Source organism: Allorhizobium ampelinum S4, assembly GCF_000016285.1.
In the GTDB taxonomy this organism is placed as follows: Bacteria; Pseudomonadota; Alphaproteobacteria; order Rhizobiales; family Rhizobiaceae; genus Allorhizobium; species Allorhizobium ampelinum.
On sequence record NC_011989.1, the window covers coordinates 3,401,617 to 3,428,354 of the forward strand.

The window sequence follows — 26,738 nt, forward strand, 5'->3', positions numbered from 1 at the left end:
GCTGATCAGGCTCCAAACCGGGTCGCTGTGATCGACAGCGTTCCCACCCGCGTTGGCACCCGCGCATAAACAGGGGCATATAAGGTCATGGTTCCGGTCTTGGCAAACCAGATTTCCATATCGTTGGCGCTGCGCAGATATTCGATATCGCTGCGGCCCTTGTTAAAGCCGGATTTCGGCACATAGCGAACGGAGCAGACGATCGCCTCGCCGGAAACATTGCCCGCGGTAAACTTGTTCTTGCCCTTTGGCGACATCACCAGGTCCAACCGGCTTTCACCATCGAAAATCGGCAGGGTCCGGGAGCAGATCTTGCCATCATCTGGCAAGGTCAGCCCACCGACCGGATCGAGCACTGAGCGTAGATCCCCGGCACTCACCGGTATCCAGCGATCCTTGTTACGGTTCGGTTGAGGGGTGATTGTCGTGGAGACGACATTGCCGCCCGCATAACGCACGTCATAGACCCGCGTCCTTTTGCCCCGCGTATAGACCAGATTGTAATTGCTGGCCTGCAAATGCTTGTCATCAGCCACCTGCCCCGTCACCTTGGTCTTTGCATCGAGACTAGTGAAGACATTGGCAATGCCCGCCGACGAGATCGTGCCGGTAATGGTGTAGCCGGGACGTGTGACCTCGGTAACGAAGGTCGCACGGGCGACGGGCAGACCAAGCAGGGTGACGCGGTATTCATTGCGATAGGTCTCTCCTGCAAAGGCAGAACCGCTCCCAGAGGCCAGCGGAGCGCCAAGCGCGACCAGCAGAAAAGTCAGTTTACGAACAAGCTTAAAACGCATTGCGACACCATGGCTCCAATGTCTGTTACCCCTTCATTTATGACGTTCACTATGGCAAGACCATAGCCGAAGCGTCGATAAATCCGCCCTTTTGCCAAGGTTTGTCTTGACGGGGCGGCTTCAGCTGACTATAGAACCGCAACTTTCCAATCAGACCGCGTTGGATTGCGCCCTGGGTTATTGCCCGGAAAGCTCTCTGACTGCCAATAAGAATAGGTGCATCATGTCCCGCAGTTGCGAATTGACCGGCAAGGGCGTCCAGTCGGGTAATAATGTAAGCCATGCCAACAACAAGACCCGCCGCAAGTTCCTTCCGAACCTGTGCGATGTTACGCTGATTTCCGATGCCCTCGGCCAGCGCTACCGTCTGCGCGTCTCTGCTGCTGCTCTTCGTTCCGTCGAGCATCGCGGTGGCCTGGATGCCTTCCTTTTGAAGGCAAATGAAACCGAACTGAGCATGCGCGCTCGTCTGCTGCGCCGCCAGATCGTCAAGAAGACCGCAGTCGCCGCCTGATATCAGGCAGCCACAGCATTGACATAACGAATGGGCTTGAACGGTAAAACGTTCGAGCCTTTTCGCTTGGGCCGTTCTTGCCAAAGTCTTTGGCATAGCGGCAAATATCGACCCTTTCTTGTTATGGCCAGTCCGCATGTGGGCTGAGCTATAGCTGGTGGCATCTCCCAGGATAAAAAAATGCGGATCACACGGCACATCTTCGTCTACAGCCTACTCATGACCCTGGTTGTGGTCGCCTCCAACATCCTCGTGCAGTTTCCGCTGTCGGGGCAATTGGCGGGCGTGCAGCTCGGCGACCTCTTGACCTATGGTGCCTTCACCTATCCGGTCGCCTTTCTGGTCACGGATCTCACCAATCGCCAGTTCGGCCCGTCCACGGCCCGCAAAGTGGTGTTTGTGGGCTTTCTGGTGGGCGTGGCGCTATCCTTCGTCACCGGGCAGCCACGCATCGCCATTGCCTCGGGCACTGCCTATCTGGTCGGGCAATTGCTTGATATCAGCGTCTTCAACCGGCTGCGCCAGCAGGACTGGTGGAAAGCACCGCTGGCCGGTTCACTGTTCGGCTCGGTACTCGATACGGTGATTTTCTTCTCGCTGTCCTTTGCGCCGGTCTTTGGCTTCATCGGCCCGAATGATGATTTTGCTATCAGCTCAGCGCCGTTGCTTGGCGCGTTTTCCCCTGAAATCCCGCGCTGGATCTCCTGGGCCATCGGTGATTTTACCGTGAAAATGCTGGTCGGCCTGATCATGCTTTTGCCCTATGGGGCATTGATGAACAGGCTGAAGCCCTACCAAGTTGCGCGGGCTTGACACCTGCTGCCTTACGGTAGCAGCCGGAATTCCAGCATCAACGTCCGTTGCAACATGAAGTGGTTGTCGTCAGAGACCAGGATCAGGCGAAGGTCGCCATTGCCCATATCCACCACATCCAGGCCTTCCATATTGTCGATCTGGAAGGTTTGATCGGCCTCGAGCAGGATCTCACCATCCACCAACGCGCCCGGCTTGATGCTGTCGCCCTTGACGCGCACGACGCGCATCCCCAGCCCACTGGGAAACCGGAACCGCCGCTCCAAGAGCAGCAGATCGCCATCCGGCAGCCATGCGCCGTCAGTGACGTCAAAATCGTCACGGCGCACCAGCTTGAAGCCGCCTGGATGCGGACCATCGACCACGCCAGCATAGAGATTACCCTTGGCGTCCAGGCTCTCCTCGGTGATCGTTACCAGGCCACCGGCAAGCGGCCCTTGCGCAGGCGATGCTGTCAGCATTTCCAGGCTGCGATTGCTCTTCAGGACCGTCTTGGGAAAAGGCAAAGGCAGGCTTTTTTCCGGCTTGGCCGTTTCAAATCCGTCGAGTGGATATTGATCGATCCGATGGCGTTGCTCAAAGCCGACATAGATCTTGTCGCCACGGATCGCCAGGCTCTCGGCATCCATCGCCCGCTTCGGCGCATTGCTGCGGCCTTCGCGGTCCAGCATCGGAGCCAGCGACACACCATCGATGCCGGAAAGGCGACCCTTTTCATCTCGTTTGATTTCGCCGGAAATCCAGTGACCAGTGTCCAGCACGCCAATGAAACGCTTGCCATCCGGTCGAAACCGGATCGAAGACCAGGCACCGAACAGACTGTCTGACGATGTCAGGTCCAGCCCACCGAGAAATTCCAGCTTGCCGAACACGGTCTGGTCCGAGGCCGGATTGAAATATTCAATTTTTCGGCTACTCACCGCCGCAGACTCACCCACGGCCTGAGATGCTGCCAAAAGCAGCGCGGAGCCGCAGCAGAAGGCAGCCAAGGCTTTGCGGGAGGTGATTAGCAACAGATCACACGCACTCAGCTGGCGCGGCGGAACGAACCGCCACGGGCACCCTTAGTGGGCTTGTCTTCGAAGAGGCCAGCCAATTGCTCGGTCATCGCACCTGCCAATTCATCCGCATCGACAATGGTGACGGCACGGCGATAGTAGCGGGTGACGTCATGGCCGATGCCGATCGCCAGTAATTCGACCGGAGACCGGGTCTCGATCTGCTCGATCACAGCGCGCAAATGCCGTTCCAGATAATTGCCGGGATTAACCGACAAGGTCGAATCGTCCACCGGCGCACCATCGGAAATCATCATCATGATCTTGCGCTGTTCGCGCCGCGCCAACAGCCTATTATGCGCCCAGATCAGCGCTTCGCCGTCGATATTTTCCTTGAGCAGGCCTTCGCGCATCATCAGGCCGAGATTGCGCCGTGCCCGCCGCCACGGCGCATCCGCCGATTTATAGACGATATGGCGCAAGTCGTTGAGGCGGCCCGGCGTCGGCGGCTTGCCGCTGGCCAACCATTGCTCGCGGCTCTGGCCGCCCTTCCAGGCCTTGGTGGTAAAGCCAAGGATTTCCACCTTGACGCCGCAGCGCTCCAATGTGCGGGCCAGGATATCGGCGCAGGTGGCGGCAACCGTAATCGGACGCCCACGCATCGAGCCGGAATTGTCGATAACCAGCGTCACCACCGTATCGCGGAACTGGGTGTCCTTTTCCCGCTTGAACGACAGCGGCTGCATCGGATCGATAATCAGCCGGGTCAACCGGGCCGGATCGAGATAGCCCTCTTCCAGATCGAAATCCCAGGACCGGTTCTGTTGCGCCATCAACCGGCGCTGCAAGCGGTTGGCCAACCGGCCGACCGCACCCTGGAGATGGGCAAGCTGCTTGTCGAGAAAGGCGCGCAACCGGTCAAGTTCGGCTTCATCGCACAGCTCTTCCGCCGAAGTCTCCTCATCGAAGGCCTCGGTAAACATCTTGTAATCGACTTTTTCATTGAAATCGTCGAACGGGCTAGCCGGACGGCGCATTTCACCGGGAGTCTCGCTGTCTTCGTCGCCTTCCTCTGACATATCGTCGTCGGAAATTTCGGCACCGTCCATCTCGCCGTCGTCCATCTGCTCTTCGGCAGATTCGCTTTCATCGGCGGGCGCGCTTTCAGAGCCGGCTTCCTGCTCGGAATTTTCCTGCTCTTCCTCGCCGCTGCGCTGCTGGTCTTCTTCCGAGGTTTCTTCCTGCTCGGCCTGTTCCGGGTCCTCGCCGAAATCCTCGGCCATTTCCATCGAAGACAGCATATGCCGCACAACGCGAGCAAAGGCCTGCTGGTCCTCAATCACATTGGCCAGATTGGAAAAATCACTGCTGGCCTTTTCCTCGATGAAGGAGCGCCACAGATCCAGCACTTTACCGGCACTTTCCGGTGGCTTCTGACCGGTCAGCGCCTCACGCACCATCATCGCCACCGCTTCCGACAGCGGCGCATCCTCGCGCCGTTCGATGCCGGAAAAATTGGCCTTAGCATATTTTTCCGAGGTCATCGATTTCAGATTGGCGGCAACGCCGGTCATCCGCAAGGCACCGATCGATTCCACCCGGGCCTGTTCGACCGCATCGAATACCGAGCGGGCATCCTGCCCCTCCGGTGCCATCGAGGCATGGACTTTCTGGTCATGGCAGGCGAGCCGCAGCGCCATGGAATCGCCAAGACCCCGCGTCACCGCCAGTTCATGGGCGGTGGGACGCTTGGAAATTTCCGGCAGGCGAATCCGCTCACCGGCAATGCCCGGACGATCATTGGCAAAAGCCACTTCGACATTGGCATCGCCGGCAATCGAGCGCACGCAGCCGGTAATCGCCCGGCGCAACGGTTCGGTATCGACCGCCGTGCCGGGTTTCGCCTGGGAATTATCGCCGCGACCTGCCATGTTCCTTAAGTCTCTTTTCAGGCGCCAAGAACGATATTGGCAGCACTTTCCTTGAGTTCAATGCCAAACGCGCGCTGGTATTGCTCGGCCACCAGGGTCCGCTCCAGTTCGTCGCATTTGTTGAGGAAGGTGACGCGGAAGGCAAAGCCGATGTCACCGAAGATCTCGGCATTTTCCGCCCAGGTGATCACAGTACGCGGGCTCATCACGGTCGAAAGATCGCCATTGATGAAGGCAGACCGGGTGAGATCGGCCAGACGCACCATCTTGGCCACATTATCGGGACCGTTCGGGGTGGCGGCAAAGCCCTTGACCTTGGCCAGAACGATATCGACTTCCTTTTGATGCGGCAGGTAGTTCAAGGTGGTGACGATCGACCAGCGGTCCATCTGTGCCTGGTTGATCTGCTGGGTGCCATGGTAAAGGCCGGTCGTGTCGCCAAGCCCAACCGTATTGGCCGTCGCAAACAGCCGGAAAGCGGGGTGTGGACGAATGACGCGGCTCTGGTCGAGCAGGGTCAGGCGGCCAGAGGATTCCAGCACCCGCTGGATAACGAACATCACGTCCGGGCGTCCGGCATCGTATTCGTCGAACACCAGCGCCACATTGTGCTGATAGGCCCAGGGCAGAATGCCATCCTTGAATTCGGTGATCTGCTTGCCGTCCTTCAGGACGATGGCGTCCTTGCCGACCAGGTCGATACGGCTGACATGGCTATCGAGGTTGACGCGCACGCAGGGCCAATTCAGCCGGGCAGCGACCTGCTCGATATGGGTGGATTTGCCCGTGCCGTGAAAACCGGACACCATGACGCGGCGGTTGTGAGCAAAACCGGCAAGGATGGCCAGCGTGGTTTCCCGATCGAACAAATAGTCGGGATCGAGATCCGGCACATAAGAATCGCCCTTCGAATAGGCAGGCACGCGAATGTCGCTGTCGATGCCGAACACCTCCCGGACGGAAACTGTCGTGTCGGGCAGGTTGGCGATATCAAGGTCAATTTTGCTCATCGTCTCTCCAAGCCGGGCGGCATCTCCCAGCGCATACAATCAAGGTCGCATACAATCAGGTCGCATACGCAATCGGATATAGTCTTCGATTAACAGAAACCTGCCTGCTTTAACAATTGATAGGCCTGAATAACAGCCCGAAAACGCTCTTCAGAACCTCTGTCTCCGCCATTTGCATCTGGATGATGTTTTTTGACAAGCTCTTTATAGCGCCTCTTGATATCTTGGGCGGTGGCAGCGCCCGTCAAGCCCAGGGCATCGAAGGCTTTTGCTTCCAGCGTCTTCAACTTTCGCGCCTGCGGCTCGAACCGCGACGCATTGCCGCGCCCTTGCGAGACAAAGCCGAAAGGGTCCCTCATCCGCGCCTGCGCCGTGGCCGAGCCGGAGCGCTGGGTGGAGTGAATGGGTGATCCCTTGGCCGCCTTGTTGACACCAACCGTCCAGGTCGGGCGATGGCCGGTGATCGCCTCCTTCTGGTAGCGGGCAATTTCGCTGTCGGACAGACCGGAGAAGTAATTGTATCCCTTGTTGTATTCCTTCACATGCTCGAAGCAGAACAGGAAAAACTTGCCTTCGGCATTGCGACCCACCGGTGCCCGGTGCACGCCCGGTCGCTCGCAGCCGTCCCACTGGCACGTGGTGACAGGCGGCTCCGGTTCCGCATCCTTCTTGCGGCGCGTTCTGATCTTGTCGAAATATTTTGAGTCGAGTTTCATTGGCAAATTATGAGGCTTTCCCCATCTCACAACAAGAATTGACAAATCATATTGTTCTTGGCCATTTGGAGGCTTTTCTCTAAACGCCCGAATTGGTCAGCAGAATTGGACGCCACCGCATGCAGAGCCACCAGATGTCACTTCGCCAGACGATAGAGCAGAAATTGACACAGGCCTTCCAGCCCGAGCGCCTGCTGGTGATCGATGAAAGCCACCACCATGCAGGACATCAACCTGATATGACCGGCACTGGAGAAACCCATATGCGGGTGCGCATCATCTCAGGCAGTTTTACCGGCCTCAGCCGCCTGGCCCGGCACCGGGCTGTCACCGACCTGTTAAAGCCAGAACTGGATGCCGGCCTGCATGCGCTCGCCATCGAACCATCAGCGCCCGGCGAGGCCACACGCTGGTGAGATCAGCCGGGCAGATTGTCTTGTAGAAAACTCAGCACTTCCGAGGACGGCACATCGTCGGCGACGAAAGACTGTCCGATACCGCGGGTGAGAATGAAGGTCAATTGACCGCCCTTGACCTTCTTGTCCTGGGCAATGGCCTTCATCAACTCTTCTGCGGGCGGCATATCGCCGGGAATCTCAGCGATCCGGGTGGGCAGCCCAACCTCTTTCAAATGGTGCTCGACCCGCTTTGCATCATCAGGGCTGGCCAGATTGAGCCGGGCCGAAAAATCATGGGCCAGCACCATACCGATGGCAACACCTTCCCCATGCACAAGGCGGCGGCTATCATAGCCCGTGGCCGCTTCCAGCGCGTGGCCGAAGGTGTGACCGAGATTGAGCAGGGCTCGGCGGCCATGTTCACGCTCATCAGCCACGACCACATCGGCCTTGGCCTGGCAGGACAGCGCAATTGCCTGCGTGCGGGCCGCTCCACCGGCAAACACCTCGCGCCAATTGCGCTCCAGCCAATCAAAAAACTCCGGCTTGTCGATCAGGCCATATTTCGCCACTTCGGCATAGCCGGCGCGAAACTCTCTTTCGCTCAACGTATTCAGCACTGCGGTGTCGGCCAGAACCAGATCCGGCTGGTTGAAAATGCCAACCAGATTCTTGCCCTGCCTTGCATTGATACCGGTCTTGCCACCGACGGAACTATCGACCTGCGACAGAAGCGAGGTCGGGATCTGCACGAACCGCACCCCGCGCCGAACGATACCCGCCGCAAAGCCGGTGAGATCGCCGATAACGCCGCCGCCAAGCGCGATCACCACATCATTGCGCTCGATGCGGGCTTCCAGCAGCACGTCGCAAACCTTGGTCAGGTGCTCAAAGCTCTTGGTCTTTTCACCGGCGGGCAGGGTCAGCGACACGGCTTCAAAGCCGTCCGCCTCCAGGCTGTCCATCAGCGCGCCGTGGTAAAGCGCCCCGACATTCTCATCGGTGATGATGGCTGCCTTGCGGCCCTTGATACGGGTGGAAATCTCGCCGCCCGCCCGTCCGATCAGGCCGTCGCCGATCAGGATATCATAGGCGCGCTCACCAAGCGGCACATGGACGAGGCGCTCTGAGGATTCGGGGCGTTCGGATGCCTGATCTGTGCTCATCGCTTGCTCCTGCCTTTGCTGACATAGGCGATCACCGCGTCCATGATCTCAGCGGAGATGGCTTCCTTGCGCCCATCGCGCGACAATACGGTAATATCGGCACGCTGGTAGATCGGGTAGCGCTCCAGCATCAGCTTTTCCAGCGTCTGTTTCGGGTGTTCGGTTTTCAACAGCGGGCGATGATCGCGCTTGTTGACCCGCTCCCACAGCACATCCAGATCGGCTTTCAGCCAGATGGAAATACCACCACGCTCGATCTGCCTGCGGGTCCGGTCATTGATGAAGGCGCCGCCGCCGGTCGAGACCACTTTCGGCCCGGACCTGAGCAGCCTCCGGATCACCCGGGTTTCCAGCGCCCGGAATTCCGTCTCGCCATAGGCTGCGAACAATTCGCTGATCGTCATGCGCGAGACCCGCTCGATCTCGGTATCGGTATCGATGAACGGCAGATTCAATTGCTGGGCCACGAGACGCCCGATCGCGGATTTTCCAGCCCCCATCAGGCCGACGAAAATCAGGTTTCGACGCCCGAGCACCGAGCGGGCACGCTCAGCAAGAGGTAGAACAGCATGGGGCATCGAGTGGGTCATCAGCCTTTTCGCAACAGGTTTACCACCCTATTGACAAATGCCGGGGCCACGTCAAGCACTTGCCGCATATGCCAGCAAGAAACAATCATCTGCATGGCCCGTGGCCTCCCTTAACTGCCAGGGGTTTAGGGTGTTATCAGGCAAAACCTGGCACGTTCCATCTTGAAACAGGAACGGCTCCAGCCGATATTGCTGATGTGTGTTGCACTGAGGGAAAAGCAAAACTGTTCTTTCCCGAAGAGATAAACGACACCCAGAGAACCCAAAGTGTTACAGCAAACTCGACTGCTTCTTCTGGGAAGCACGGCACTGTACACCATGCCTTTTAAGGCAGGAGGCCGTCATCATGCCCACCTTGTTCCGCTTCCTGTTCGTCATTGCCACTGTGGCGGCCATGATCTATGCGGCGATGTGGGCTCTGGTCATCTTCGTGGAACCAGGCCAGCGGGAGATCACCGCAACCATTCCCGCCGCGCAAATCAAGCCGCAGCAGCCATGACCGTGATGGCACAGACACCAAACAATAGAAACGACAGCACCCATGGTTGATCTCGGCCACGCCCGTATCGAAGCTTTCCTTGAGATGATGAGCGCCGAGCGCGGTGCGGCGGGCAATACGCTCTCTTCCTATGAACGGGATCTGGAAGATTTGCATGGCTTTCTGGCCACGCGCAAAGTCAGCGTCATGGCCGCCACCAGCGACGACCTCTCCGCCTATCTGGCCGATCTTGGCCATCGCGGTTTCGAAGCCTCCTCCCAGGCCCGCCGGCTGTCGGCGCTTCGGCAATTCTACAAGTTTCTCTATGCCGAGGGACTGCGCGGCGACGATCCGACCTCGATCCTCGATACCCCGAAAAAGGGCCGGCCTCTGCCCAAGACCCTGTCGATTGCCGATGTCGACAAGCTCCTGTCCCTGGCCCAGGCCGAGGCGGCGTTGGACGGCCCAGACCGCCTGCAAAGGCTGCGGCGCCTGGCGCTGCTGGAGCTTCTTTATGCGACGGGCATGCGTGTCAGCGAACTGGTCTCGCTTCCGGCCAATGTGCTTGCGCAGGAGGGCCGGTTCCTGGTGATCCGCGGCAAGGGCAACAAGGAACGGCTGGTACCGCTGTCGCGCTCTGCCATCGCCGCCATGCAGGTTTACGCGCAGGCCAAGGAAATCGAACAGGCAGAAAAACCACCTTCGAAAAAAACAGCGTCGAAACAAACAGAGTCGAAACTGGGAAAATCATCGGGCATTGGCTTCCTGTTTCCAGCCGCCAGCCGTGAAGGCTATCTGCCCAGGCAGGTTTTCGCGCGGGAATTGAAAGATTTGGCCATTCGCGCCGGCCTCAGCGGCGATGCGGTGTCGCCGCATGTGCTCAGGCATGCTTTTGCCAGCCATTTGCTCGAAAACGGCGCGGATCTGCGTGTTGTGCAGGAATTACTGGGACATAGCGACATTTCGACGACGCAAATCTACACGCATGTGCTCGAAGAAAGGCTCCAGATTCTGGTTGAGACACATCACCCTCTTGCAAAACATAGGAAAAACCACGATTAGAAGCCCGGCTAGGCGATGTGCTAAGCCCCTTTGGTTGGCACGCAAATTGTCTGCAAGACAGACATGCGGCCAAGCATTGCGAAGACATTTACGGTTTCACACCATCAAGGATGGGTGGTGAGATCAGGCATATAGTCAGAGATTACGATGGCCGCCGCTCAGCCAACATCGTAAAGCAGGATAGAGTAACGGATCGGAACGGACCTGATGATCAACTATCTCGATTTCGAAAAGCCTATTTCCGACCTCGAAGGCAAGATTCACGAGTTGAAGAAGCTAAAGAGCGAGGATGAAAGCATCGACACCTCGGAAGAGATCGGTCGTCTGGAAGTCCGCGTGCGCGAAGCCATGGAAGAGATTTATTCCAAGCTGAATGCCTGGCAAAAAACCCAGGTCGCCCGCCATCCGCAACGTCCGCATTTCGTCGATTACGCATCGCGCCTGTTTACCGATTTCACGCCGCTGGCTGGCGACCGCAAATTTGCCGAGGATGCAGCCATCCAGGCTGGCCTGGCCCGTTTCCGGGGTATACCGGTGGCCATTATCGGCCAGGAAAAAGGCAGCGACACCAAATCGCGCCTGAAGCACAATTTCGGCAGCCCCCGGCCTGAAGGATATCGCAAGGCGATCCGCGTCATGGAAATGGCCGACCGTTTTGGCCTGCCGGTGATTTCGCTGGTCGATACCGCTGGCGCCTATCCTGGTGTCGGTGCGGAAGAGCGCGGCCAGGCCGAAGCCATCGCCCGCTCGACGGAAATGTGCCTTAACCTGAAAGCCCCGTTGATATCCGTCGTCATCGGCGAAGGCGGCTCCGGCGGCGCCATTGCCATTGCCACCGGCAACCGCGTCTATATGCTGCAACACGCCATCTATTCGGTGATTTCGCCTGAGGGTGCGGCCTCGATTCTATGGCGTGACAGCACGCGCGCCAAGGAAGCCGCCACCAATATGAAGATCACTGCGGAAGACCTGAAAGGTTTCGGCATTATCGACGATATCATTCCCGAACCGGTTGGCGGCGCCCATCGCAATCCCGAAACGGTTATCGACCGTACCGGGGAAACCATTGCAGCGGCACTGAAGGATATGTCTGGCCAAAGCGGGGCGGAACTGCGCACGGCGCGGCGCCAGAAATTCCTCGATATCGGCCGTAATCTGTAAAACGCCCAGAGTACAACTCCTTTTGCATCGCCTTGCGATGCAGCCGGTGATTTGCCCCATAAATGTTTCAATCGGGCCTTATACCGACAGTCATAACCAAAGACTGTCGGTATAAGTGTTGTGAACGACAAAAGCCTTGGCAATTAAGGCAAAGCTTGGAATGGGCAATCAGTGCACGTTCACACTTTAGAAACCATATTCGGGCAAGGATCGAGACTGGATCGACAGGCTCCGACTTGATATGGTCCCGCCTGGATGATCAATGCTTCGTCGTCCCATGATAAGGACATACTCACGCATCCTTGTCCTGAAAGAATGCCTTCGCCCCAATGAGACCCAGTTGAGCTCGACAATGCGCATTTCAAACGCCGCCCTGCTGATCGCCACCGCCCTGCTTCTGGCAGGGTGCAACGATACCTTGGATAGCGTCAGCGAAAAGAAGATGCCGGCCAATGTGTCCAACAAGGTAGAGCAACCGCTGCCACCTGAAATCCTCGCCTCGCTGAAGGCGAAGGGCATGGAGCGAAACTCGCCGATCGCCATCCGGATTTTCAAGGAAGAAGGCGTTCTGGAAATCTGGAAAGCCAAGACTGACGGGCGTTTCGAGAAAATTGCCGACTACCAGATTTGTGCGTGGTCCGGGAAACTGGGACCGAAAGAGAAGGAAGGCGACCGGCAGGCGCCGGAGGGTTTCTACGCCCTGACGCCCGCCAATCTCAATCCCTATTCAAAATATTACCTGGCGATCAACACCGGCTTTCCCAACAAGTATGATGCCGTCAACAATCGCAACGGCACCAATCTGATGATCCATGGGGCCTGCTCGTCCTCCGGCTGCTATTCGATGACGGATGCCCAGATCCTGGAAATCTATGCCTTTGCCCGCGATGCCTTTCGCGGTGGCCAGCAGACCGTGCAATTGCAAGCCTTTCCGTTCCGCATGACCGCCGAAAACATGGCCCGGCATCGCTACAGCACCCACATGCCCTTCTGGCAGATGCTGAAGGCTGGCTACGACCAGTTCGAAGTCACCAAACAACCGCCACAAGTTGGGGTTTGCGACAAGAAATATGTCTTCAACCAGCAAGTCGAAGCAGGCAAAAGCCTGAACCCGGCGGGTGCCTGCCCACCGATGAGCACACCACCGCAACTGTCTGCGGCGCTTGCCTCCTATAATTCGGCCTATAGCCGCGACTATGCCAAGGCCATGAAGAAGTATGAGGACAAGGTCTGGTACGATCCAAGCGAAGCCGAACGCAAGGCTCTGGTTGCCGACCTGAAGAAAGGCCGCGACCTCGCCTATGCTCCGACAGGCTCAGCGCTGAAGGCTGGCAAGCTGTTGAAATTGTCCGAGGTCGCCGATCCCGCCAATCCGGTCATCAGCCCACGGAAAACCGCAGCGACAGCCGCCCCGCTGTTCGCATCGCTGGACAATTCCGCCAAGACCGGTCGCTATGGCGCGCCAAGCGATCCGCAGACGGCAAGCACTATGAGTTCTGGTGCTGTGAGTTCTGGTGCTCCGGCCAACATCGACCCAACGCAGACGGCAACCGTCGCCCTCCCGGCCACCGGCCCGGTTCCCGTGCCGAACCCGGTGGCGCCACCGCCGCCGCAAGCCAGCATGGTGGCCATGGATGCGGCCTCTGAGCCAGCGGCAAAACCCTTCTGGAAATTCTGGGCCGCCCGGTGACCCCGGAGCCCGAAGACATCCTGGACCTCAAAGGGCTGAAATGCCCGCTTCCCGTGCTAAAATCGCGAAAACGTCTGTCGGGAATGGCGGTCGGTAGCCGGCTCATTGTTGAAACCACCGATCCCCTGGCGATTATCGATATCCCGCATTTCTGCCGGGAAGACGGATATATCCTGCTGTCCAGCGAGAGATCCGCGACCGGTCACCGCTTTGTGATCGGCAAGCCTGATCAGATGCCCACCCGATGATGCAGCGTCCGAGATAACCGCCGATCAGAAGGTCATGCCCGGCACCGCGAGGGGATTGTCTTCCAGAGCCTTCCGATCCGGCCGGTCTATCGCCACTTTACCTGTGAAAGCATCAAACAGGTCCCGCACATAGGCTTCGTCCAGCCCATCTGTAATCATCACCAGCCGGCTCCGGCGGTCGGAGGGATCAGGCCAGGCTGCCAGCCGATGCGGCGGATGAAAGATCGATTGCACACCATGAATGACGACCGGCCGCTCGGGATCGTCTTTCAGCCCGACCACCGCCTTCATCCGCAGCATTTTTTCACCATGAGCCGACCGTAGCAGGTCGATGAACATATGGAGAGCCGCCGGATCGACCGGATCGTCGTGAAGGATGGAGAAGGAGCGGATCGTGGCGCCGTGACGTGTGACATCGTCATGGTGATGGTGGGCATGATAATGGTCGTGGTCGTGGTCGTGGTCGTGGTCGTGGTCGTGGTCGTGGTCGTGGTCGTGGTCGTGGTCGTGGTGACGATGATCCTCCGCGTGTTGCTCTTCCTGCAACCACCGCGCCACGTCCGGCATTTTTGTCGCCGGATCATAAAGGCCATTGTTCAGGATCACCGCTTCACCGGCAGCCGATGTTTCCGCATCGACAACAACCGCCCGTGGGTTCAGCCCGGCAATCCGGCTCTTCAACCTTGCGACGGCACCTTCATCAGCAAGGCTCGCCTTGGTCATCACCAGCCGGTCGGCCACCGCCACCTGCCGGACAGCTTCACTGTAACTGTCCAGCGTTCTCTCGCCATTGACGGCATCAATCACGGTGACCAGCCCTTCCAGCTGAAACGATTGAGACAAAACAGGATGTCCCATCACCGACTGCATCACCGGGGCGGGATCCGCCAATCCGGTGGTTTCGATCACCACCCGCGACAGAGACTTGATCCGCCCGGTCTGCAAGGCATCGACAAGTTCGGCCAGCGTATCGATCAATTCACCACGCACGGTGCAGCACAGGCAGCCATCCGAAAGCTGGACGATGGAATCGCTGGAGGCTTCGACCAGAAGGTGATCTATCCCCACTTCACCGAATTCATTGATGATCACCGCGGCGTCGCGCATGGCGGGATCCTTCAGCAGCCGGTTCAGCAGCGTGGATTTTCCAGCACCGAGAAAGCCGGTCAGGATGGAAACAGGAATGCGATCAGCAAGGGCAACCATGGTCATGACCTCTTCTTATACCAAGGCTGGGAGATGCTCACGCATCCTCGCCTTGGAAGAATTTCGAATTTTACAAATCTATTAAAGGCTTGAGTTATTCGAAAAGAAAAAACGGACTGCCATTATCAATGGCGCCCCGCATTACATTTGCGGGCGCGGCGTGGGGCGCGGAACTTCGCCCATCTGCTGCTGTTTGGCACCCGAAGCAGCCGGTGGCGGATCCGGCGGCTCACTGCCGGGGATGAGGCCAGCAAAGACTGGCACCGGCGGCGCGGACATTTCATGGATATAGGGCGATTGCAGCTTCATCCGGCCGGTCTCGTCCCGGGTTTCGCTGCGCCGCTTGCGTGCCTCCGTGGAGCACATTTCGGCGGACACGTCATTCACCGCGTTCAAACCGTCAACGCTGTCAGGCCCTAGCGCCGAAAGGCGCGATCCCTGAGCATTGGGTCGATCGAAATATTTCTGGAGCAGATTGGCGGAAATATCGGCGCGTGCTGCCAGGCTGTCAGCACCCATCACCACGGTGATCAGCGTACGGCCATTGCGGGTCGCAGAGGTGATCTGGTTAAAACCGGAGGCACAGATATAACCGGTCTTCATGCCATCGACCCCATCGAAACGGCCGACCAGCATGTTGACATTGGGATAGACCTTTTTGCCGGTATCAATCGCTTCGATCTTGAAATAGCCCGCATATTCAGGAAATTCGCGACGAATGGTCACGGCCAGCACCGCAAGATCGCGGGCCGTGGAATATTGGCCGGGAGCTGGCAATCCATTCGGATTGACGAAATGGCTGGATGTCATGCCGAGCCGGGCGGCCTCGGCATTCATCCGGGCAACAAACGCCGCCTGGCTGCCGCCGACATTTTCTGCCACGGCCACGGCGATGTCATTGGCAGATTTCACCAGCATCATCTTCAGGGCATCGTCCAGCGTCATTTTCGAGCCGGGCTTGAAGAACATTTTGCTCGGTGCTTGCGACGCTGCAAAGGCACTCAGTGTCACCACGCTGTCCAGGCGCACTTCACCGGCTCTCAGCGCCCTGAACGTCGTATAGGCCGTCATCAGCTTGGTCAGCGAGGCCGGATACCATTTCTTGAAACTATCCTGATGCTCCAGCACCGTCAGGGAGTTGACATCCACCACCAGCACGGGGTTGGCTGCGACCGCAGACGGCAGCATGGCGGCAAACAAGGCAACGGCAACTAAGGCGCGCCGGATCTGGCGAGGCAGCACGGACAATGACTTCTCCTTCCGGAAACTGGACAGACCACCCTGAATGTCTCTCGCATCGGGCAACCATATGTCCTATATGTCGAACCAATGGCAAAGCCCATCAGCAACGTCAATTGCAACCGAGTGATAAATGAGCCGGACCTGCCCGGTTCAAACGCATGTGATCAGGAAAACCGATGCCAATCTTGAACCGCGCCGCAGAACTGGAAGCCGATGTCCGGCAATGGCGCCATCATCTGCACCAGAATCCGGAAATTCTGTATGACGTCCATGAGACGGCTGCCTTTGTCACAGAAAAACTGAAGGAATTCGGCGTCGACGAGGTGGTCACGGGTTTAGGACGCACCGGCGTCGTTGGCCTGATCAAGGGACGCGGCGATGGCAGCCGGGTGATCGGCCTTCGCGCCGACATGGATGCCCTGCCCCTTCAGGAAATCACCGGCAAAGCCTGGGCATCGAAAACCGATGGCCGCATGCATGCCTGTGGTCATGATGGCCATACCGCCATGCTGCTGGGTGCCGCGAAATATCTGGCCGAGAACCGCAATTTCAACGGCTCCGTCGCCGTAATTTTCCAGCCCGCCGAAGAAGGCGGAGCAGGCGCGCTGGCCATGGTGGAAGACGGCCTGATGGAGCGCTTCGACATCGCCGAAGTCTATGGCATGCACAACATGCCCGGCATGCCGGTTGGCACCTTCGCGATCCGCAAGGGCGGGATCATGGCGGCTCCGGACAAATTCTTCATCACCATCAAGGGCCGTGGCGGCCATGCTGCCGAACCGCACCGCGCCATCGATCCGATTGCCATCGGCGCCCAGATCGTCACCAATCTGCAATTGATCGCGGCGCGCAGCGCCAATCCGGTGCGCTCGGTCGTCGTCTCCGTCACTCGCTTTCAGGCAGGAACGACCCACAACATCATTCCCGAGCAGGCCGAACTGACCGGTACTGTGCGCACCCATGACGACGAAACACAGGACATGGCAGAGCGCCGGATCCGCGAAATCGTCGCTGGCGTCGCCAGCGCCCATGGGGCAGAAGCAGATGTGATCTATGAACGCCCCTGCCCGGTCACGGCCAATCATCCTGAGGAAACCGACAATGCCGCCCGCGCCGCCATCGATATCGTCGGCGAAGGCAATGTGAACACCGACGTCGCCCCCTCCATGGCAGGCGAAGACTTCGCCTTCATGCTGAAGGCCAGACCCGGCGCCTATATCATGATCGGCAATGGCAATACGGCGGGCCTTCACAACCCGGCCTATGATTTCAACGACGAAGCCATCGCCTACGGCATTTCCTACTGGGTCAGGCTTGCCGAACAGCGGCTGGCGGATTGAGATATCGCAAGGAAAAGGCTTGGCTTCACGAACGGGTTTTTGTAAGGAGATAGGCAGTGGTTCCGTAGCTCAGCAGGATAGAGCATCAGATTCCTAATCTGAGGGTCACGCGTTCGAATCGCGTCGGAATCACCATTTTTAAGCCAAAAGCGAAATAAACGAAATTTTGCAGTGCGGCCGCCATATTTTCACAAGCTTTTTGGAATTAGGAACTACTATCGGTCGACCGGGCGCGGACCTGCGTCGGCTCATGCTGAAGTTATCATGCTTCAGAGAGGCTTTTGGATTTCGGAGTGTACTGGTGACCGTGAGAACTGCGAAAAACGATAGCGTCGTGACACCGCCCGCCGTTCCTGTACGGCGAGCTGCCGCAGAGCGCTATGCGCTGGTTGCCCCAACTTCGGCCGCGCGCTGGCTGCTGCTGGCCGTCTTGATGGCTAGCGCCTATTTTTTCTACGGTTTCATTGTACCCCTGCTGGCCGCCATGGTGATCGGCTTTGCAAGCTGGCCGATCTATCGGCGCATCCTTAGCCTCGCCCGTGGCAATAGGACGATTGGTGCAACGATTGCCATCATTCTTGTGGTCTCCTTCATTGTCGTCCCCATCTCGCTGGCGGGCATCTATGCCGTCGATGAGGTGAAAAGCTGGGGCGTTTGGGCCTTGAGGGCCAATGAAGTCGGTGCGCCGGTCCCGCAATGGTTAATCCAGGTTCCTCTGGCCGGAGCCTGGCTTTCCGAGCATTGGGATCAATATGTCGGCCATCCCGGCGCGCTTGGCGAATTGGTGCAACTGATCAGCGGCGCCAATATCGGCACGATTTATCGTGGCCTGCTGGTGGTCGGCTCCTCGGCCTTCCATAGCTTTCTCACCCTGCTCTTCATGCTGATCGCCTTGTTTTTCGTCTATCGCGACGGGGAGCGTATTGTCGCACAGGTGGATATCGTCGGCGAACGCATCCTGCCCGGGCGCTGGGAACGGGTATCTCGTCTGGTTCCGCTGACCATCAGTTCCACGGTGACCGGCATGACGATCATTGCGGTCGGCGAAGGCATCGTGCTTGGCCTCGCCTATTGGATCGCCGGCGTGCCTTCCCCTGTGACGCTGGGCATCATCACCGGCTTCATGGCGCTTATTCCCGGTGGCGCGCCGCTGTCCTTCACCCTGGTCTCGATCTATCTGGTTGCCAGCGGATCGACCATTGCAGGGGTCGGATTGCTTGCCTGGGGAACCGTGGAGCTTTTCATTGTCGATAAGACATTGCGGCCAAGACTGGTGGGCGGACCAATCAAACTCCCCTTCCTGCCAACATTTTTCGGCCTGATCGGCGGCGTCAAGACCATGGGCATGCTCGGCCTGTTCGTCGGCCCGGTGCTGATGGCGATCCTGGTGGCCATCTGGCGCGAATGGCTCCTGGAAGCCAAACAGCCCGAGTGATCGCGCTTCGGTAGCGCTTTCCGCCAAACCGGTTCGGGAATGTCTGCCAGGCAAAGAAGCCGACAGGGAAATCTATTTAGAAACTCAGTTGATATAGCCGAGCCTGATAGCCTTGGCGATTGCCTGTATACGGTTGACCGAATCAAGCTTGATCGTCGCCGAGCCCAGGTAAGCATTGACGGTATGGACCGAGAGGCCGAGATTTTCGGCAATTTCTTCGCTGATCCGCCCGTCGCCCGCCAATTGCAGGCAGGCGATTTCCCGGTCGCTCAACGCCTCGGAGGGCGCTACTTTTCGCTCGCTCAGGGATAGAATATCCATCATCAGCTTGCAGCTGCGATTATGCATGTCGATCATCACATCGCTATCGAGATCCTCAGATCCGTTTAATGCGAAGATGACATAGCCATTGCCGACAGCGCCCAGCCGGACAGGAAAGGCAACACCCGAAAACGGCAGATTGCCAGCAGGCAGGCGCGATACGAAAGCCCCAAACTCACTGCTAATACAGAATGTGGCGTTGTCCTTGGCATTCCACATCAAAGGCAGCAGCAAATCGTCGATATGGCTCAGCAGAAGGTCGCCGTAGCAGGACACAAATGCGTCGCTATAGCTGCCGACCATGCCGCTAGCCGCCCAGCTCTCACATTCGCATTGCAACATGCGTTTGCGCGGCAGGCCTGAACCCGCCACCCGAAACACCGCGAAGCTGCGGGCGTTGATCGCCTTCTGCATGGCAATCAGCCGAGGAAAAATATCGCCCCGGTTCGCAGCCAGCCGGGCTTTCAGATCTGCCGCCGATCCTGTCCTGCCGCTCGACATGTCTGCATTAAACGCCATGGCTGCCTTTCATACCAACGCTTGAAGATGCGAACGCATCTCCATCTTGAAGTGGTTGTGGATGTCTCAAGACATCAAAGACTTGAGATATCCTGAATTAGAATGCCAACCGTCACCTTGAAGGGCAGTCGGCGCTTAGACCAGATTGTTGCGAACCGCGTAGGCAATCGCTTCAGAGCGAGTTTTCGTAGCTGTCTTGCGCATCACACTGGTGATGTAATTATTGATTGTATTGCGGGAAATACCCAGAATCGTGGCTATTTCATCGCTTGTCTTGCCTTCAGCAATCCAAAACAGGCATTCCAATTCGCGTTCCGTCAGCTCAAAATCACGATCTGCTTTCTGCGACCGTCCCGTCGACAGGCTAACGCAATAGGCTGCCAACAAACCCACGTCCCGCAACCGGTCCGGCGAGATTACGAATCCGTCCGGAAGAAGCATGACCAGCGCCAGCCGTGTGCGCCCAACATTGAACATGACGGAGCAATATTGACGGCTGGCCCCTAAGGGCAGTTCCAGGTCGTCAGGCAGGAGCACGAATTTTGCTTGCAGCAGACCCAGGCATTTTTCAAGCTCGGTGGCCCGTGAACAGGCAGCCGACAATTCCGTGGCAACCCCACGCGCCAGATCGAACGGCCAGTCGGCCGTCACCACGAAATCCAGCCCATGTTCCTGAATAAGGTCGTATCGCGCTAGGAGATAGTGCGAGGCTCCGGCATAATCCGTCAGGATATGCATTGCCACCCGAAGCTTTCCTGAGGACGCTGCCGAGGAAAGCTGCCTGATCATCGCATCACGCAACCTGGGCCCTTCAGGCCTGTTCGCCGTCTTCTGGCTACGGATCCCTTGATAGCCCCCAGGCTCAAGGAGTTCGACACTCATAAGGCTCCCCTTTCAAGGGACGAAACGGCCACCTCTCACTATGCTTTGCCACGGAAGCCGCCCATTCCGTGGTTAGGCGCGTCATTCGAAACATGCCGAATCACCATGTTGTTATTGTATGTAAATAACTTCTAAACGCTACGGGGATTAGCACAGAAGGTGTGGCTTATCCGCACCATACAAAAATGCTGCGCCGACTTTCGCTGGCGCAGCACTGTTATTGCCCGTGATTGAAGGATCAGGCTGCGTTCTCGACCGCCCATTTGCGCAGGATCTTGGCAGCGCGCTCTTCCGAGATTTCCACCATACGCGCCAGGCGCCGTTCCGGGCCTTCCTTGACGCGACGGTTGAAGCCGCCATTCGGGTCATTGTCGAGGGCAAGGACATCATCGGCGCTATCGAAGCCGAAATCGGAACCAAAGCCATCCATCAGGCCGCCGCCGGCACCGGCATCAAGACCGGGCGAGAAGTCGGGCAGTTCCAGTCCGGCAACAGCGTCGCTGCCACCCTCAAGCGCCGCAGTTCCACCGCCGCCCATCGAGCGTACCATCGGACGAATGCCCATCCAGACAACAAGGAAAGCAACGGCGAGGAAGGCAAGCGAGTTGATAATACCCGCCATGTTGCGGCTGAGGATTTCCATCACACCGGGTCCGGTTGGTGCCTCGCTCAGCAGCTGATTCTCCAGGAAGTCCATCGCCGTCAGCGTCACCACGTCGCCACGCTTGTCATCGAGCCCGGCAGCCGATTTGACGATCTTCTGCATTTCCGCCAGATAGGCATCGATCTTGGCCTGATCGACCGGCTCGCCGACCATGGTGGCGATGCGCTGCTTGTTGACCACAACGGCCACGGAAAGCTTGTCCAGCGTATAGCCGTTCTTGACGGTGGCAATCGTCTTGCTGTTGATTTCGTAGTTGGTCTGCTCTTCCTTCTTGTCCTGCTGGTCGGACGATTCAGGACCAGCACCGCCCGCTTGCGGAGCGGCCTGTGGAATATTCTGCTCCACAGTCGCTGCGGTATCGGATTGCCGCTGCTGCGACTTCTGCGCTTCCTTGGTGGTGCGGGTCGAGCGTTCGACCTTGGATTCGGGATCGTAGACCGTTTCCTGGATCTGCTGCTGGTCGGTATTCAACTGCGCCGTAACGCTGGAGCGGAAATTGTCCATACCGAGGAAAGGTGCGAGCGCCTTGTCGATGTTCGATTCGATTTCCTGTTGAACCGACTGGGCAACGCCGAGATTCCGGTTTGCAGCCCCGCCCGTCTCATCGCCCGATGCCAGCAACTGGCCGGTCGAATCCAGAATGGTGACATCATCGATTTCAAGACCCGGCACAGCCGAAGCCACCAGATGGCGGATCGAAGCCGCAGATTTGCGACCGGCATCGGAGCCGGCTCTGATCATCACCGAGGCCGTTGGCTTCTGCGCGCCGCGCCGGAAATTCCCGACATCCGGCATGACGATATGCACGCGGGCTGCCGCAATACCGTTGATCTGCTGGATCGTCCTGGCAATCTCGCCCTCAAGGGCGCGCACCCGAGTCACTTCCTGCATGAAGGATGTCAGACCCAGGGAGCCGACATTGTCGAACAGTTCATAGCCCGCATTGGTGCTATTGGGCAGGCCGCGTTCGGCCAGCAACAAACGGGCCTTGCCGGTCATTCCGGCCTGGACCTGAATGCTCTTGCCATCGGCGCCAGTCTGGAAACCGACGCCCGCTTCAGCCAGCGCAATACTGATTTGATTGACGTCTGTCGCTTCGAGGCCAACGTAAAGGGTCTCAAAGGCAGGCTTATTGATAAAAAACGCCGCACCGATAACCAGCGCCACCGAAACGACGCCAACACCCGCAAGGGTCCATAGTTTAGTCGGTCCCAAGGACGAAAGGTTCTTGAAGACCTGGAGTAGTTGATTGAACAGATTCATTCTGTCTCGCACCGTCAAACATGAGGTTACGGCTTTTGGCCTAGTGTCACCCTAGGACGCGAAGCTTGTGCGAGCGTTTCCTGAAGCCTGCGAAGGAAGCCCGGTGTGCGGAAACGGACGTCCCAAAACGAAGATCGCCCCGGAAAGGAGCGACCTGAACACTTTAGTATCTATGTATTTATGGAATTACAAAAATTCTTTCTCTTCATTTCTTGGCATTTGCGGGGGCAAACCGCCTCGCACTTTTGCTGGAAATACTCTCTCGGGGCTTGCAGAGATCAGAAAAAATCGAAATCGCCCGCAGCTTTGCTGAGAGGCTGCGAATGGCCATGGCGCAAACCATCGCCCAGTGCCTTCTGCATTTCGGCCAGCTTGACGAGGCTGAGCGCCGTCGTCATGTCCACTTTCCAGTCGTCAGACACATCCGCCGTAATGGTATCGATAAATTCCGCCAACCCGCGCGATTTCTGCACGGCGAGATCGATACCTTGCAAGACTTTCAGCGTTTCAGCCGATTCCAACGCCTTTGAGCCACCCAGTTCCAACAATTGCGGCTCGACCCGCTCGATCAGATAGGCAACGTCGTGAAGTTCCGTCACAACACGCATCAGAATTTCAGGTAGTGATTCTTCCACGCTCGTGGCCTCCAATACTGACTCAGGCTTCGCAGTTCTGTTCTCCCGGAACCCACCACAGACAAAAGCCACGCGGCACGCTCCATTTATGCTTTTTATTCAGTTCCCGCCCTGAGCTTGTATAAACGAGCGAGGGGTTGTCCGTTCCGCTCATCCGAAACCGCAAACAGGGTTCGGATGGTCATTCATTTCATGACAGCCTTGCTCGAACACATCGTGCCGTCAGCCGCATCACATACCTTAGATTGTCCTTCAAAATCGTTACGCAACTTTGATCAATATGGATTGCCTGTGAAAGACCGGAACCGTTAAAAAAACTCGATCGAGCTTTCCACCGGCTTTTGCACTTTGACCGGCCGCTGTTCCATGGCCACGGTTTTTTGCGTTTCCGCTCCTGTCAGAGGATACTGGCGGGCACGACCGCTGATCGGCCAGAATTCCAGCTTGCGGCCATGCTCACCGCCCGTGGAAGAACCAACCACCTTGATGCCTTCATCTTTCAGAAACTGCGCAGCAAAGGCAGCATTCTGTTCGCCGACATTCGAGAACGTCGCAATCGTCTTGGCGCCTCCGAAAATCTTGGCTTCCAGACGATCGCGCCGCGCGCCCTTCTTCAAGAGGCCGTTGATCAGCAATTCCATCAGATGGACGCCATAGCGCGTGGCATCCCCGCCTCCCATGCCGGGATTGGCAGAGCCCGGCAGGAGGAAATGGTTCATACCGCCGACACCGGCAATGGGATCACGTATGCATGCAGCCACGCAGGAACCCAGGATGGTTGAAAGCACCACATTCGGGTCGCTGACAACCTTGTATTCACCTTGAATAATATGGACCCTGCGAGCCGCAGCTTCGTCACTCATTTTAATGCTCCGAAAACAGCTTCAATGGCCGCCTTCATCTTTTCGATGGTAAACGGCTTGGCGAGGACGTTATTGGCACCCAATTGGGCCGCCTTCTGCACCAGCGCCCTGTCCCCTTGGGCAGTCAGAATGATAAAGGCCGCCTTCTTGGTCGCCGGATTGGCGCGAACAGCCTGGAGAAGGCCGAGACCGTCCATCTTCGGCATGTTGAAGTCAGAGATCACCAGATGATGGGGCTGTTGCGCCATGATCTTCATCCCCTGCTCACCGTCACCGGCAGCCGTGATCTGCTTGAAACCCAGCTGAGTCAGCGCATCACTTAAAAGCAAGCGGCTGGTCACCTGGTCGTCCACTATCAGGACCTTAATTTTTTCAGCTATTGACATTATTCATAACCTTCTTTCCGTGCGGCCGTGAGTTTGAGAATTTCTTCGCCGATTGAGCCAAGCGGCAATTGATGCTCGACGGCACCCAGTTCATGGGCAACGCGAGGCATACCATAGACCACACAGGTCTTTTCGTTCTGCCCTATGGTCCGTGCGCCTGCACTTCGCATTTTGAGCAATCCAGACGCTCCATCGCGTCCCATACCTGTCAGTATGACGCCAACAGCATTGCGTCCAGCCAATTCCGCCACCGAATCAAAGAGAACATCGACCGATGGCCGGTGTCCATTGACCGGGGGCGTGTCCAGCAAACGGCAACTGGGCGCGGATGCGTTCACCACTTGCAGATGCCGTTCTCCACCAGGGGCCAGATAAATCTTGCCGATCTGCAATCTGGCACCGTCAGTTGCTTCCTCTACCACCGGAGCGCAGAGCCGGTTCAGCCGCTCCGCAAAACTCTTGGTAAATGTCGGCGGCATATGTTGGGTAATCACCGTCGGCGGGCAATTAGGTGGAAATTTCTGCAACACGGCAATCAGCGCTTCGACACCCCCTGTCGAGGAACCGATCGCCACGATCTTGCGACCCACCCGAAAATCGGCCGCAGGCGTGGCAACAGGCGCCGCCTGCATGATCTGCCGGCGCTGGGAGCGGGCCGCCGCCTTGACCTTCTCGGCAAGATCGCCGAACGGACGAGCCTCGCCCGGCATCGGCTTGCCGACACAGTCGAATGCGCCAATTTCCAAGGCAGCCAGCGTCGCTTCAGCGCCGCGATGGGTCATGGTCGAAACCATGATGACAGGCATCGGCCGCAGCCGCATGATCTTTTCGAGAAACTCCAAACCATTCATGTTTGGCATTTCAATATCGAGCGTCACCACATCCGGGTTCAGCTGCTTGATGGCGGCACGTGCCTCCATGGCATCCTTGGCCTGGCCAATGACGCTGACTTCCGGATCGGAATTGAGAACGGCGGTGATCAGTCCCCGCATGGTTGGGCTGTCATCGACGACAAGAACGCGAGCGGCTGATATCATGCTTTGCGCCCTCCGGTCTTGCCGGTATATTTGTAGGTGGTGATACCGATATTATCGAACAGGTTCTTCGGATCGCCAGATACCCGCTCGGAGTGGCCGATATAAAGATGACCACCTTCCGGCAGAAGCCCGGCAAACCGCGACCAAATCTTCACCTGGGTGGGCTCATCGAAATAGATCACCACATTGCGGCAGAAGATCACGTCGAACGGTCCTTTGATCGGCCATTGCGCCATCAGGTTCAGCTCGTTGAAGGTGATCAGCTTCTTGACCCGGTCATCGACCTGGAATTTCCGGCGTCCACCGACATCGACATCGCGGAACCATTGCTTGCGCATGGCCGGGCTCACGGTTTCCAGCGCCGTTTCGTCATAGGCTCCGGCCCGGGCCAGCGCCAGGATCTTCGGATCGATATCCGTTGCCAATATCCTGAAATCGTAATCGGCAGCATTCGGCATCAAGGACAGGACCGTCAGGGCGATGGAATAGGGCTCCTGCCCATCGGAACAGGCGGCAGACCAGATCCGCACGCGACCGCCAGCCTTGGCGCGGTTGATCAACCCCGGCAGAACCTCGGTGCGCAAATGATCGAAGTGATGGTTCTCACGAAAGAAGCGGGTGAAATTCGTTGTCAGATGCGACAACATTTCACGGCGCGCCCCGGCCCCCTCCTGGGACGACACCAGCGCGCAATACTCCCGAAAGCCACGCAATCCAAGATTGCGAATATGCTTCGACAGTCTCGAATAGACAAGGGAAGCCTTGGAATCGTTCAACGCAATCCCGGCATCGGCATAGATCATCGCAGCAATTTCGTTGAGATCGCGACGGGTCAACGGGTATTCGCCACTGGCCATGATCTCGTCGTCCGATTGCCGGCTATGCGCAGAAAAGGTCGATGTCATGCCGCTTCGCTTTCAGTTTCAGAGAAAAGGCCCGCCAGCTCAATCAAACAGATCATCCGTTTGTCAATGGCGAGGATGCCTCTTGCGTATTGACGCTCGAGATCAGACGAGACCTCAGGTGTCGGTTGTATTGTCTCATCTGTCACGCTCAGTACGTCGGACACGGCATCCACCAGCAGGCCGACGACCTTGGTCCTGGTCTGGACCACGATAATCACATGCCGGACTGTCGGTTCTGTCCGCTTCAGCCCGAGCCGAATCGCCAGATCGACGATCGGTAAGACGGCGCCGCGCAGGTTGATCACGCCCATCACGTAATGAGGAGACTGCGGCAACGGCGTTGCGGGGGTCCATCCACGGATTTCCCGCACCTGCATGATGTTGACGCAAAACTCCTGATCACCGATGCGAAACGCGATCAACTCGCGATTTCCCTGAACCAGATTTTTGACCGCATTCGACATAAAA

28 protein-coding genes and 1 tRNA gene are annotated in these 26,738 nt (G+C 57.7%); 11 read left to right on the forward strand and 18 right to left on the reverse strand.

Annotated features, from left to right (window positions below; translation table 11 throughout):
- Positions 1–5 precede the first annotated feature (5 nt).
- Positions 6–797 carry a DUF3108 domain-containing protein gene (locus AVI_RS15975; RefSeq protein WP_015917332.1) on the reverse strand — a complete coding sequence of 264 codons (792 nt, stop codon included), beginning with the start codon at positions 795–797 and terminating at the stop codon, positions 6–8.
- 223 nt (positions 798–1,020) lie between these two features.
- Here AVI_RS15975 and rpmB point away from each other — a divergent pair, with 223 nt between their 5' ends.
- On the forward strand, positions 1,021–1,311 hold the full coding sequence (rpmB, locus tag AVI_RS15980; RefSeq protein ID WP_015917333.1) for a 50S ribosomal protein L28: 291 nt from the start codon (positions 1,021–1,023) through the stop codon (positions 1,309–1,311).
- 180 nt (positions 1,312–1,491) lie between these two features.
- Entirely contained in the window at positions 1,492–2,124 is a 633-nt protein-coding gene (locus AVI_RS15985) for a queuosine precursor transporter (protein WP_015917334.1), read from the forward strand.
- An 11-nt stretch (positions 2,125–2,135) separates the two neighbouring features.
- On the opposite strand, the gene AVI_RS15990 is transcribed toward AVI_RS15985, so the two are convergent.
- The 4 genes from AVI_RS15990 to AVI_RS16005 all read right to left on the reverse strand — a co-directional run bounded on the left by AVI_RS15990 (position 2,136) and on the right by AVI_RS16005 (position 6,779).
- Positions 2,136–3,113 carry an esterase-like activity of phytase family protein gene (locus tag AVI_RS15990; protein ID WP_041697152.1) on the reverse strand — a complete coding sequence of 326 codons (978 nt, stop codon included), beginning with the start codon at positions 3,111–3,113 and terminating at the stop codon, positions 2,136–2,138.
- Positions 3,114–3,151: 38 nt separating this feature from the next.
- Positions 3,152–5,053, reverse strand: coding sequence for a cobaltochelatase subunit CobT (gene cobT / locus AVI_RS15995; protein WP_015917336.1), 1,902 nt, complete (start codon positions 5,051–5,053; stop codon positions 3,152–3,154).
- A gap of 17 nt (positions 5,054–5,070) precedes the next feature.
- A complete protein-coding gene (gene cobS, locus AVI_RS16000; protein ID WP_015917337.1) occupies positions 5,071–6,063 on the reverse strand; it encodes a cobaltochelatase subunit CobS in 993 nt (330 codons plus the stop codon).
- A gap of 89 nt (positions 6,064–6,152) precedes the next feature.
- Complete coding sequence (locus AVI_RS16005; RefSeq protein WP_041697155.1) at positions 6,153–6,779, reverse strand: J domain-containing protein; 627 nt, start codon at positions 6,777–6,779, stop codon at positions 6,153–6,155.
- Positions 6,780–6,913: 134 nt separating this feature from the next.
- Here AVI_RS16005 and AVI_RS16010 point away from each other — a divergent pair, with 134 nt between their 5' ends.
- A complete protein-coding gene (locus AVI_RS16010; RefSeq protein WP_041698237.1) occupies positions 6,914–7,195 on the forward strand; it encodes a BolA family protein in 282 nt (93 codons plus the stop codon).
- A 2-nt stretch (positions 7,196–7,197) separates the two neighbouring features.
- Here AVI_RS16010 and aroB read toward each other — a convergent pair whose 3' ends face one another.
- A complete protein-coding gene (gene aroB, locus AVI_RS16015; protein WP_015917340.1) occupies positions 7,198–8,343 on the reverse strand; it encodes a 3-dehydroquinate synthase in 1,146 nt (381 codons plus the stop codon).
- Positions 8,340–8,933, reverse strand: a complete 594-nt coding sequence (locus AVI_RS16020) for a shikimate kinase (protein ID WP_015917341.1) — start codon at positions 8,931–8,933, stop codon at positions 8,340–8,342. Before AVI_RS16020 ends, aroB begins: the two co-directional genes overlap by 4 nt.
- 346 nt (positions 8,934–9,279) lie before the next feature.
- Here AVI_RS16020 and AVI_RS31165 point away from each other — a divergent pair, with 346 nt between their 5' ends.
- The 5 genes from AVI_RS31165 (at position 9,280) to AVI_RS16045 (ending at position 13,572) form a co-directional block, all read left to right on the forward strand.
- Positions 9,280–9,432, forward strand: a complete 153-nt coding sequence (locus tag AVI_RS31165; RefSeq protein ID WP_015917342.1) for a hypothetical protein — start codon at positions 9,280–9,282, stop codon at positions 9,430–9,432.
- Positions 9,433–9,474: 42 nt separating this feature from the next.
- The gene (locus tag AVI_RS16030; protein ID WP_015917343.1) at positions 9,475–10,473 is read left to right on the forward strand and encodes a site-specific tyrosine recombinase XerD; all 999 of its coding nucleotides are present in this window, start codon (positions 9,475–9,477) and stop codon (positions 10,471–10,473) included.
- A 207-nt stretch (positions 10,474–10,680) separates the two neighbouring features.
- Entirely contained in the window at positions 10,681–11,634 is a 954-nt protein-coding gene (locus tag AVI_RS16035; RefSeq protein ID WP_041697158.1) for an acetyl-CoA carboxylase carboxyltransferase subunit alpha, read from the forward strand.
- Positions 11,635–11,986: 352 nt separating this feature from the next.
- On the forward strand, positions 11,987–13,324 hold the full coding sequence (locus AVI_RS16040) for a L,D-transpeptidase family protein (RefSeq protein WP_015917345.1): 1,338 nt from the start codon (positions 11,987–11,989) through the stop codon (positions 13,322–13,324).
- Positions 13,321–13,572 carry a sulfurtransferase TusA family protein gene (locus tag AVI_RS16045; protein ID WP_041697160.1) on the forward strand — a complete coding sequence of 84 codons (252 nt, stop codon included), beginning with the start codon at positions 13,321–13,323 and terminating at the stop codon, positions 13,570–13,572. The genes AVI_RS16040 and AVI_RS16045 overlap by 4 nt, the downstream gene beginning before the upstream one ends.
- 24 nt (positions 13,573–13,596) lie before the next feature.
- On the opposite strand, the gene AVI_RS16050 is transcribed toward AVI_RS16045, so the two are convergent.
- Together AVI_RS16050 and AVI_RS16055 are read right to left on the reverse strand one after the other, a co-directional pair.
- Positions 13,597–14,778: a CobW family GTP-binding protein gene (locus tag AVI_RS16050; protein WP_041698239.1), complete on the reverse strand. Its 1,182-nt coding sequence runs from the start codon at positions 14,776–14,778 to the stop codon at positions 13,597–13,599.
- Between the two features lie 141 nt (positions 14,779–14,919).
- The gene (locus AVI_RS16055; protein WP_015917348.1) at positions 14,920–16,020 is read right to left on the reverse strand and encodes a D-alanyl-D-alanine carboxypeptidase family protein; all 1,101 of its coding nucleotides are present in this window, start codon (positions 16,018–16,020) and stop codon (positions 14,920–14,922) included.
- Positions 16,021–16,196: 176 nt separating this feature from the next.
- Here AVI_RS16055 and AVI_RS16060 point away from each other — a divergent pair, with 176 nt between their 5' ends.
- The 3 genes from AVI_RS16060 (at position 16,197) to AVI_RS16070 (ending at position 18,795) form a co-directional block, all read left to right on the forward strand.
- A complete protein-coding gene (locus AVI_RS16060) occupies positions 16,197–17,360 on the forward strand; it encodes a M20 aminoacylase family protein (protein WP_015917349.1) in 1,164 nt (387 codons plus the stop codon).
- 58 nt (positions 17,361–17,418) lie between these two features.
- Positions 17,419–17,495: transfer RNA gene (locus AVI_RS16065), tRNA-Arg, on the forward strand.
- Positions 17,496–17,694: 199 nt separating this feature from the next.
- Positions 17,695–18,795, forward strand: coding sequence for an AI-2E family transporter (locus AVI_RS16070; RefSeq protein WP_234617692.1), 1,101 nt, complete (start codon positions 17,695–17,697; stop codon positions 18,793–18,795).
- An 84-nt stretch (positions 18,796–18,879) separates the two neighbouring features.
- On the opposite strand, the gene visR is transcribed toward AVI_RS16070, so the two are convergent.
- The 9 genes from visR to AVI_RS16115 all read right to left on the reverse strand — a co-directional run bounded on the left by visR (position 18,880) and on the right by AVI_RS16115 (position 26,734).
- Entirely contained in the window at positions 18,880–19,635 is a 756-nt protein-coding gene (visR, locus tag AVI_RS16075) for a transcriptional regulator VisR (protein WP_015917351.1), read from the reverse strand.
- 135 nt (positions 19,636–19,770) lie between these two features.
- The gene (gene visN / locus AVI_RS16080) at positions 19,771–20,517 is read right to left on the reverse strand and encodes a transcriptional regulator VisN (RefSeq protein ID WP_015917352.1); all 747 of its coding nucleotides are present in this window, start codon (positions 20,515–20,517) and stop codon (positions 19,771–19,773) included.
- Positions 20,518–20,755: 238 nt separating this feature from the next.
- Positions 20,756–22,444, reverse strand: coding sequence for a flagellar basal-body MS-ring/collar protein FliF (fliF, locus tag AVI_RS16085; protein ID WP_041697162.1), 1,689 nt, complete (start codon positions 22,442–22,444; stop codon positions 20,756–20,758).
- Between the two features lie 278 nt (positions 22,445–22,722).
- On the reverse strand, positions 22,723–23,094 hold the full coding sequence (cheT, locus tag AVI_RS16090; protein WP_041697164.1) for a chemotaxis protein CheT: 372 nt from the start codon (positions 23,092–23,094) through the stop codon (positions 22,723–22,725).
- 293 nt (positions 23,095–23,387) lie between these two features.
- Positions 23,388–23,942, reverse strand: a complete 555-nt coding sequence (cheD, locus tag AVI_RS16095; protein WP_015917355.1) for a chemoreceptor glutamine deamidase CheD — start codon at positions 23,940–23,942, stop codon at positions 23,388–23,390.
- Entirely contained in the window at positions 23,939–24,328 is a 390-nt protein-coding gene (locus AVI_RS16100) for a response regulator (RefSeq protein ID WP_015917356.1), read from the reverse strand. Before AVI_RS16100 ends, cheD begins: the two co-directional genes overlap by 4 nt.
- A complete protein-coding gene (gene cheB / locus AVI_RS16105) occupies positions 24,328–25,365 on the reverse strand; it encodes a protein-glutamate O-methylesterase CheB (protein WP_015917357.1) in 1,038 nt (345 codons plus the stop codon). Before cheB ends, AVI_RS16100 begins: the two co-directional genes overlap by 1 nt.
- Entirely contained in the window at positions 25,362–26,270 is a 909-nt protein-coding gene (cheR, locus tag AVI_RS16110) for a protein-glutamate O-methyltransferase CheR (protein ID WP_015917358.1), read from the reverse strand. Before cheR ends, cheB begins: the two co-directional genes overlap by 4 nt.
- Positions 26,267–26,734 (reverse strand): chemotaxis protein CheW, encoded by a 468-nt coding sequence (locus tag AVI_RS16115; RefSeq protein ID WP_015917359.1) that lies wholly within the window; start codon positions 26,732–26,734, stop codon positions 26,267–26,269. The genes cheR and AVI_RS16115 overlap by 4 nt, the downstream gene beginning before the upstream one ends.
- Positions 26,735–26,738: the final 4 nt, after the last annotated feature.

Coding starts and splice junctions, on each gene's coding strand:
- AVI_RS16020 (WP_015917341.1), bottom strand. CDS start 8,933: ATGACCCACTCGATGCCCCATGCTGTTCTACCTCTTGCTGAGCGTGCC.
- AVI_RS15985 (WP_015917334.1), top strand. CDS start 1,492: ATGCGGATCACACGGCACATCTTCGTCTACAGCCTACTCATGACCCTG.
- visR (WP_015917351.1), bottom strand. CDS start 19,635: ATGGCGTTTAATGCAGACATGTCGAGCGGCAGGACAGGATCGGCGGCA.
- AVI_RS16040 (WP_015917345.1), top strand. CDS start 11,987: ATGCGCATTTCAAACGCCGCCCTGCTGATCGCCACCGCCCTGCTTCTG.
- cheD (WP_015917355.1), bottom strand. CDS start 23,942: ATGAGTGACGAAGCTGCGGCTCGCAGGGTCCATATTATTCAAGGTGAA.
- rpmB (WP_015917333.1), top strand. CDS start 1,021: ATGTCCCGCAGTTGCGAATTGACCGGCAAGGGCGTCCAGTCGGGTAAT.
- AVI_RS16100 (WP_015917356.1), bottom strand. CDS start 24,328: ATGTCAATAGCTGAAAAAATTAAGGTCCTGATAGTGGACGACCAGGTG.
- AVI_RS16050 (WP_041698239.1), bottom strand. CDS start 14,778: ATGGTTGCCCTTGCTGATCGCATTCCTGTTTCCATCCTGACCGGCTTT.
- AVI_RS16030 (WP_015917343.1), top strand. CDS start 9,475: ATGGTTGATCTCGGCCACGCCCGTATCGAAGCTTTCCTTGAGATGATG.
- AVI_RS16060 (WP_015917349.1), top strand. CDS start 16,197: ATGCCAATCTTGAACCGCGCCGCAGAACTGGAAGCCGATGTCCGGCAA.
- cobS (WP_015917337.1), bottom strand. CDS start 6,063: ATGAGCAAAATTGACCTTGATATCGCCAACCTGCCCGACACGACAGTT.
- AVI_RS16115 (WP_015917359.1), bottom strand. CDS start 26,734: ATGTCGAATGCGGTCAAAAATCTGGTTCAGGGAAATCGCGAGTTGATC.
- fliF (WP_041697162.1), bottom strand. CDS start 22,444: ATGAATCTGTTCAATCAACTACTCCAGGTCTTCAAGAACCTTTCGTCC.
- cobT (WP_015917336.1), bottom strand. CDS start 5,053: ATGGCAGGTCGCGGCGATAATTCCCAGGCGAAACCCGGCACGGCGGTC.
- aroB (WP_015917340.1), bottom strand. CDS start 8,343: ATGAGCACAGATCAGGCATCCGAACGCCCCGAATCCTCAGAGCGCCTC.
- AVI_RS16035 (WP_041697158.1), top strand. CDS start 10,681: ATGATCAACTATCTCGATTTCGAAAAGCCTATTTCCGACCTCGAAGGC.
- AVI_RS15975 (WP_015917332.1), bottom strand. CDS start 797: ATGCGTTTTAAGCTTGTTCGTAAACTGACTTTTCTGCTGGTCGCGCTT.
- AVI_RS16005 (WP_041697155.1), bottom strand. CDS start 6,779: ATGAAACTCGACTCAAAATATTTCGACAAGATCAGAACGCGCCGCAAG.
- AVI_RS31165 (WP_015917342.1), top strand. CDS start 9,280: ATGCCCACCTTGTTCCGCTTCCTGTTCGTCATTGCCACTGTGGCGGCC.
- cheB (WP_015917357.1), bottom strand. CDS start 25,365: ATGATATCAGCCGCTCGCGTTCTTGTCGTCGATGACAGCCCAACCATG.
- visN (WP_015917352.1), bottom strand. CDS start 20,517: ATGAGTGTCGAACTCCTTGAGCCTGGGGGCTATCAAGGGATCCGTAGC.
- AVI_RS16010 (WP_041698237.1), top strand. CDS start 6,914: ATGTCACTTCGCCAGACGATAGAGCAGAAATTGACACAGGCCTTCCAG.
- cheR (WP_015917358.1), bottom strand. CDS start 26,270: ATGACATCGACCTTTTCTGCGCATAGCCGGCAATCGGACGACGAGATC.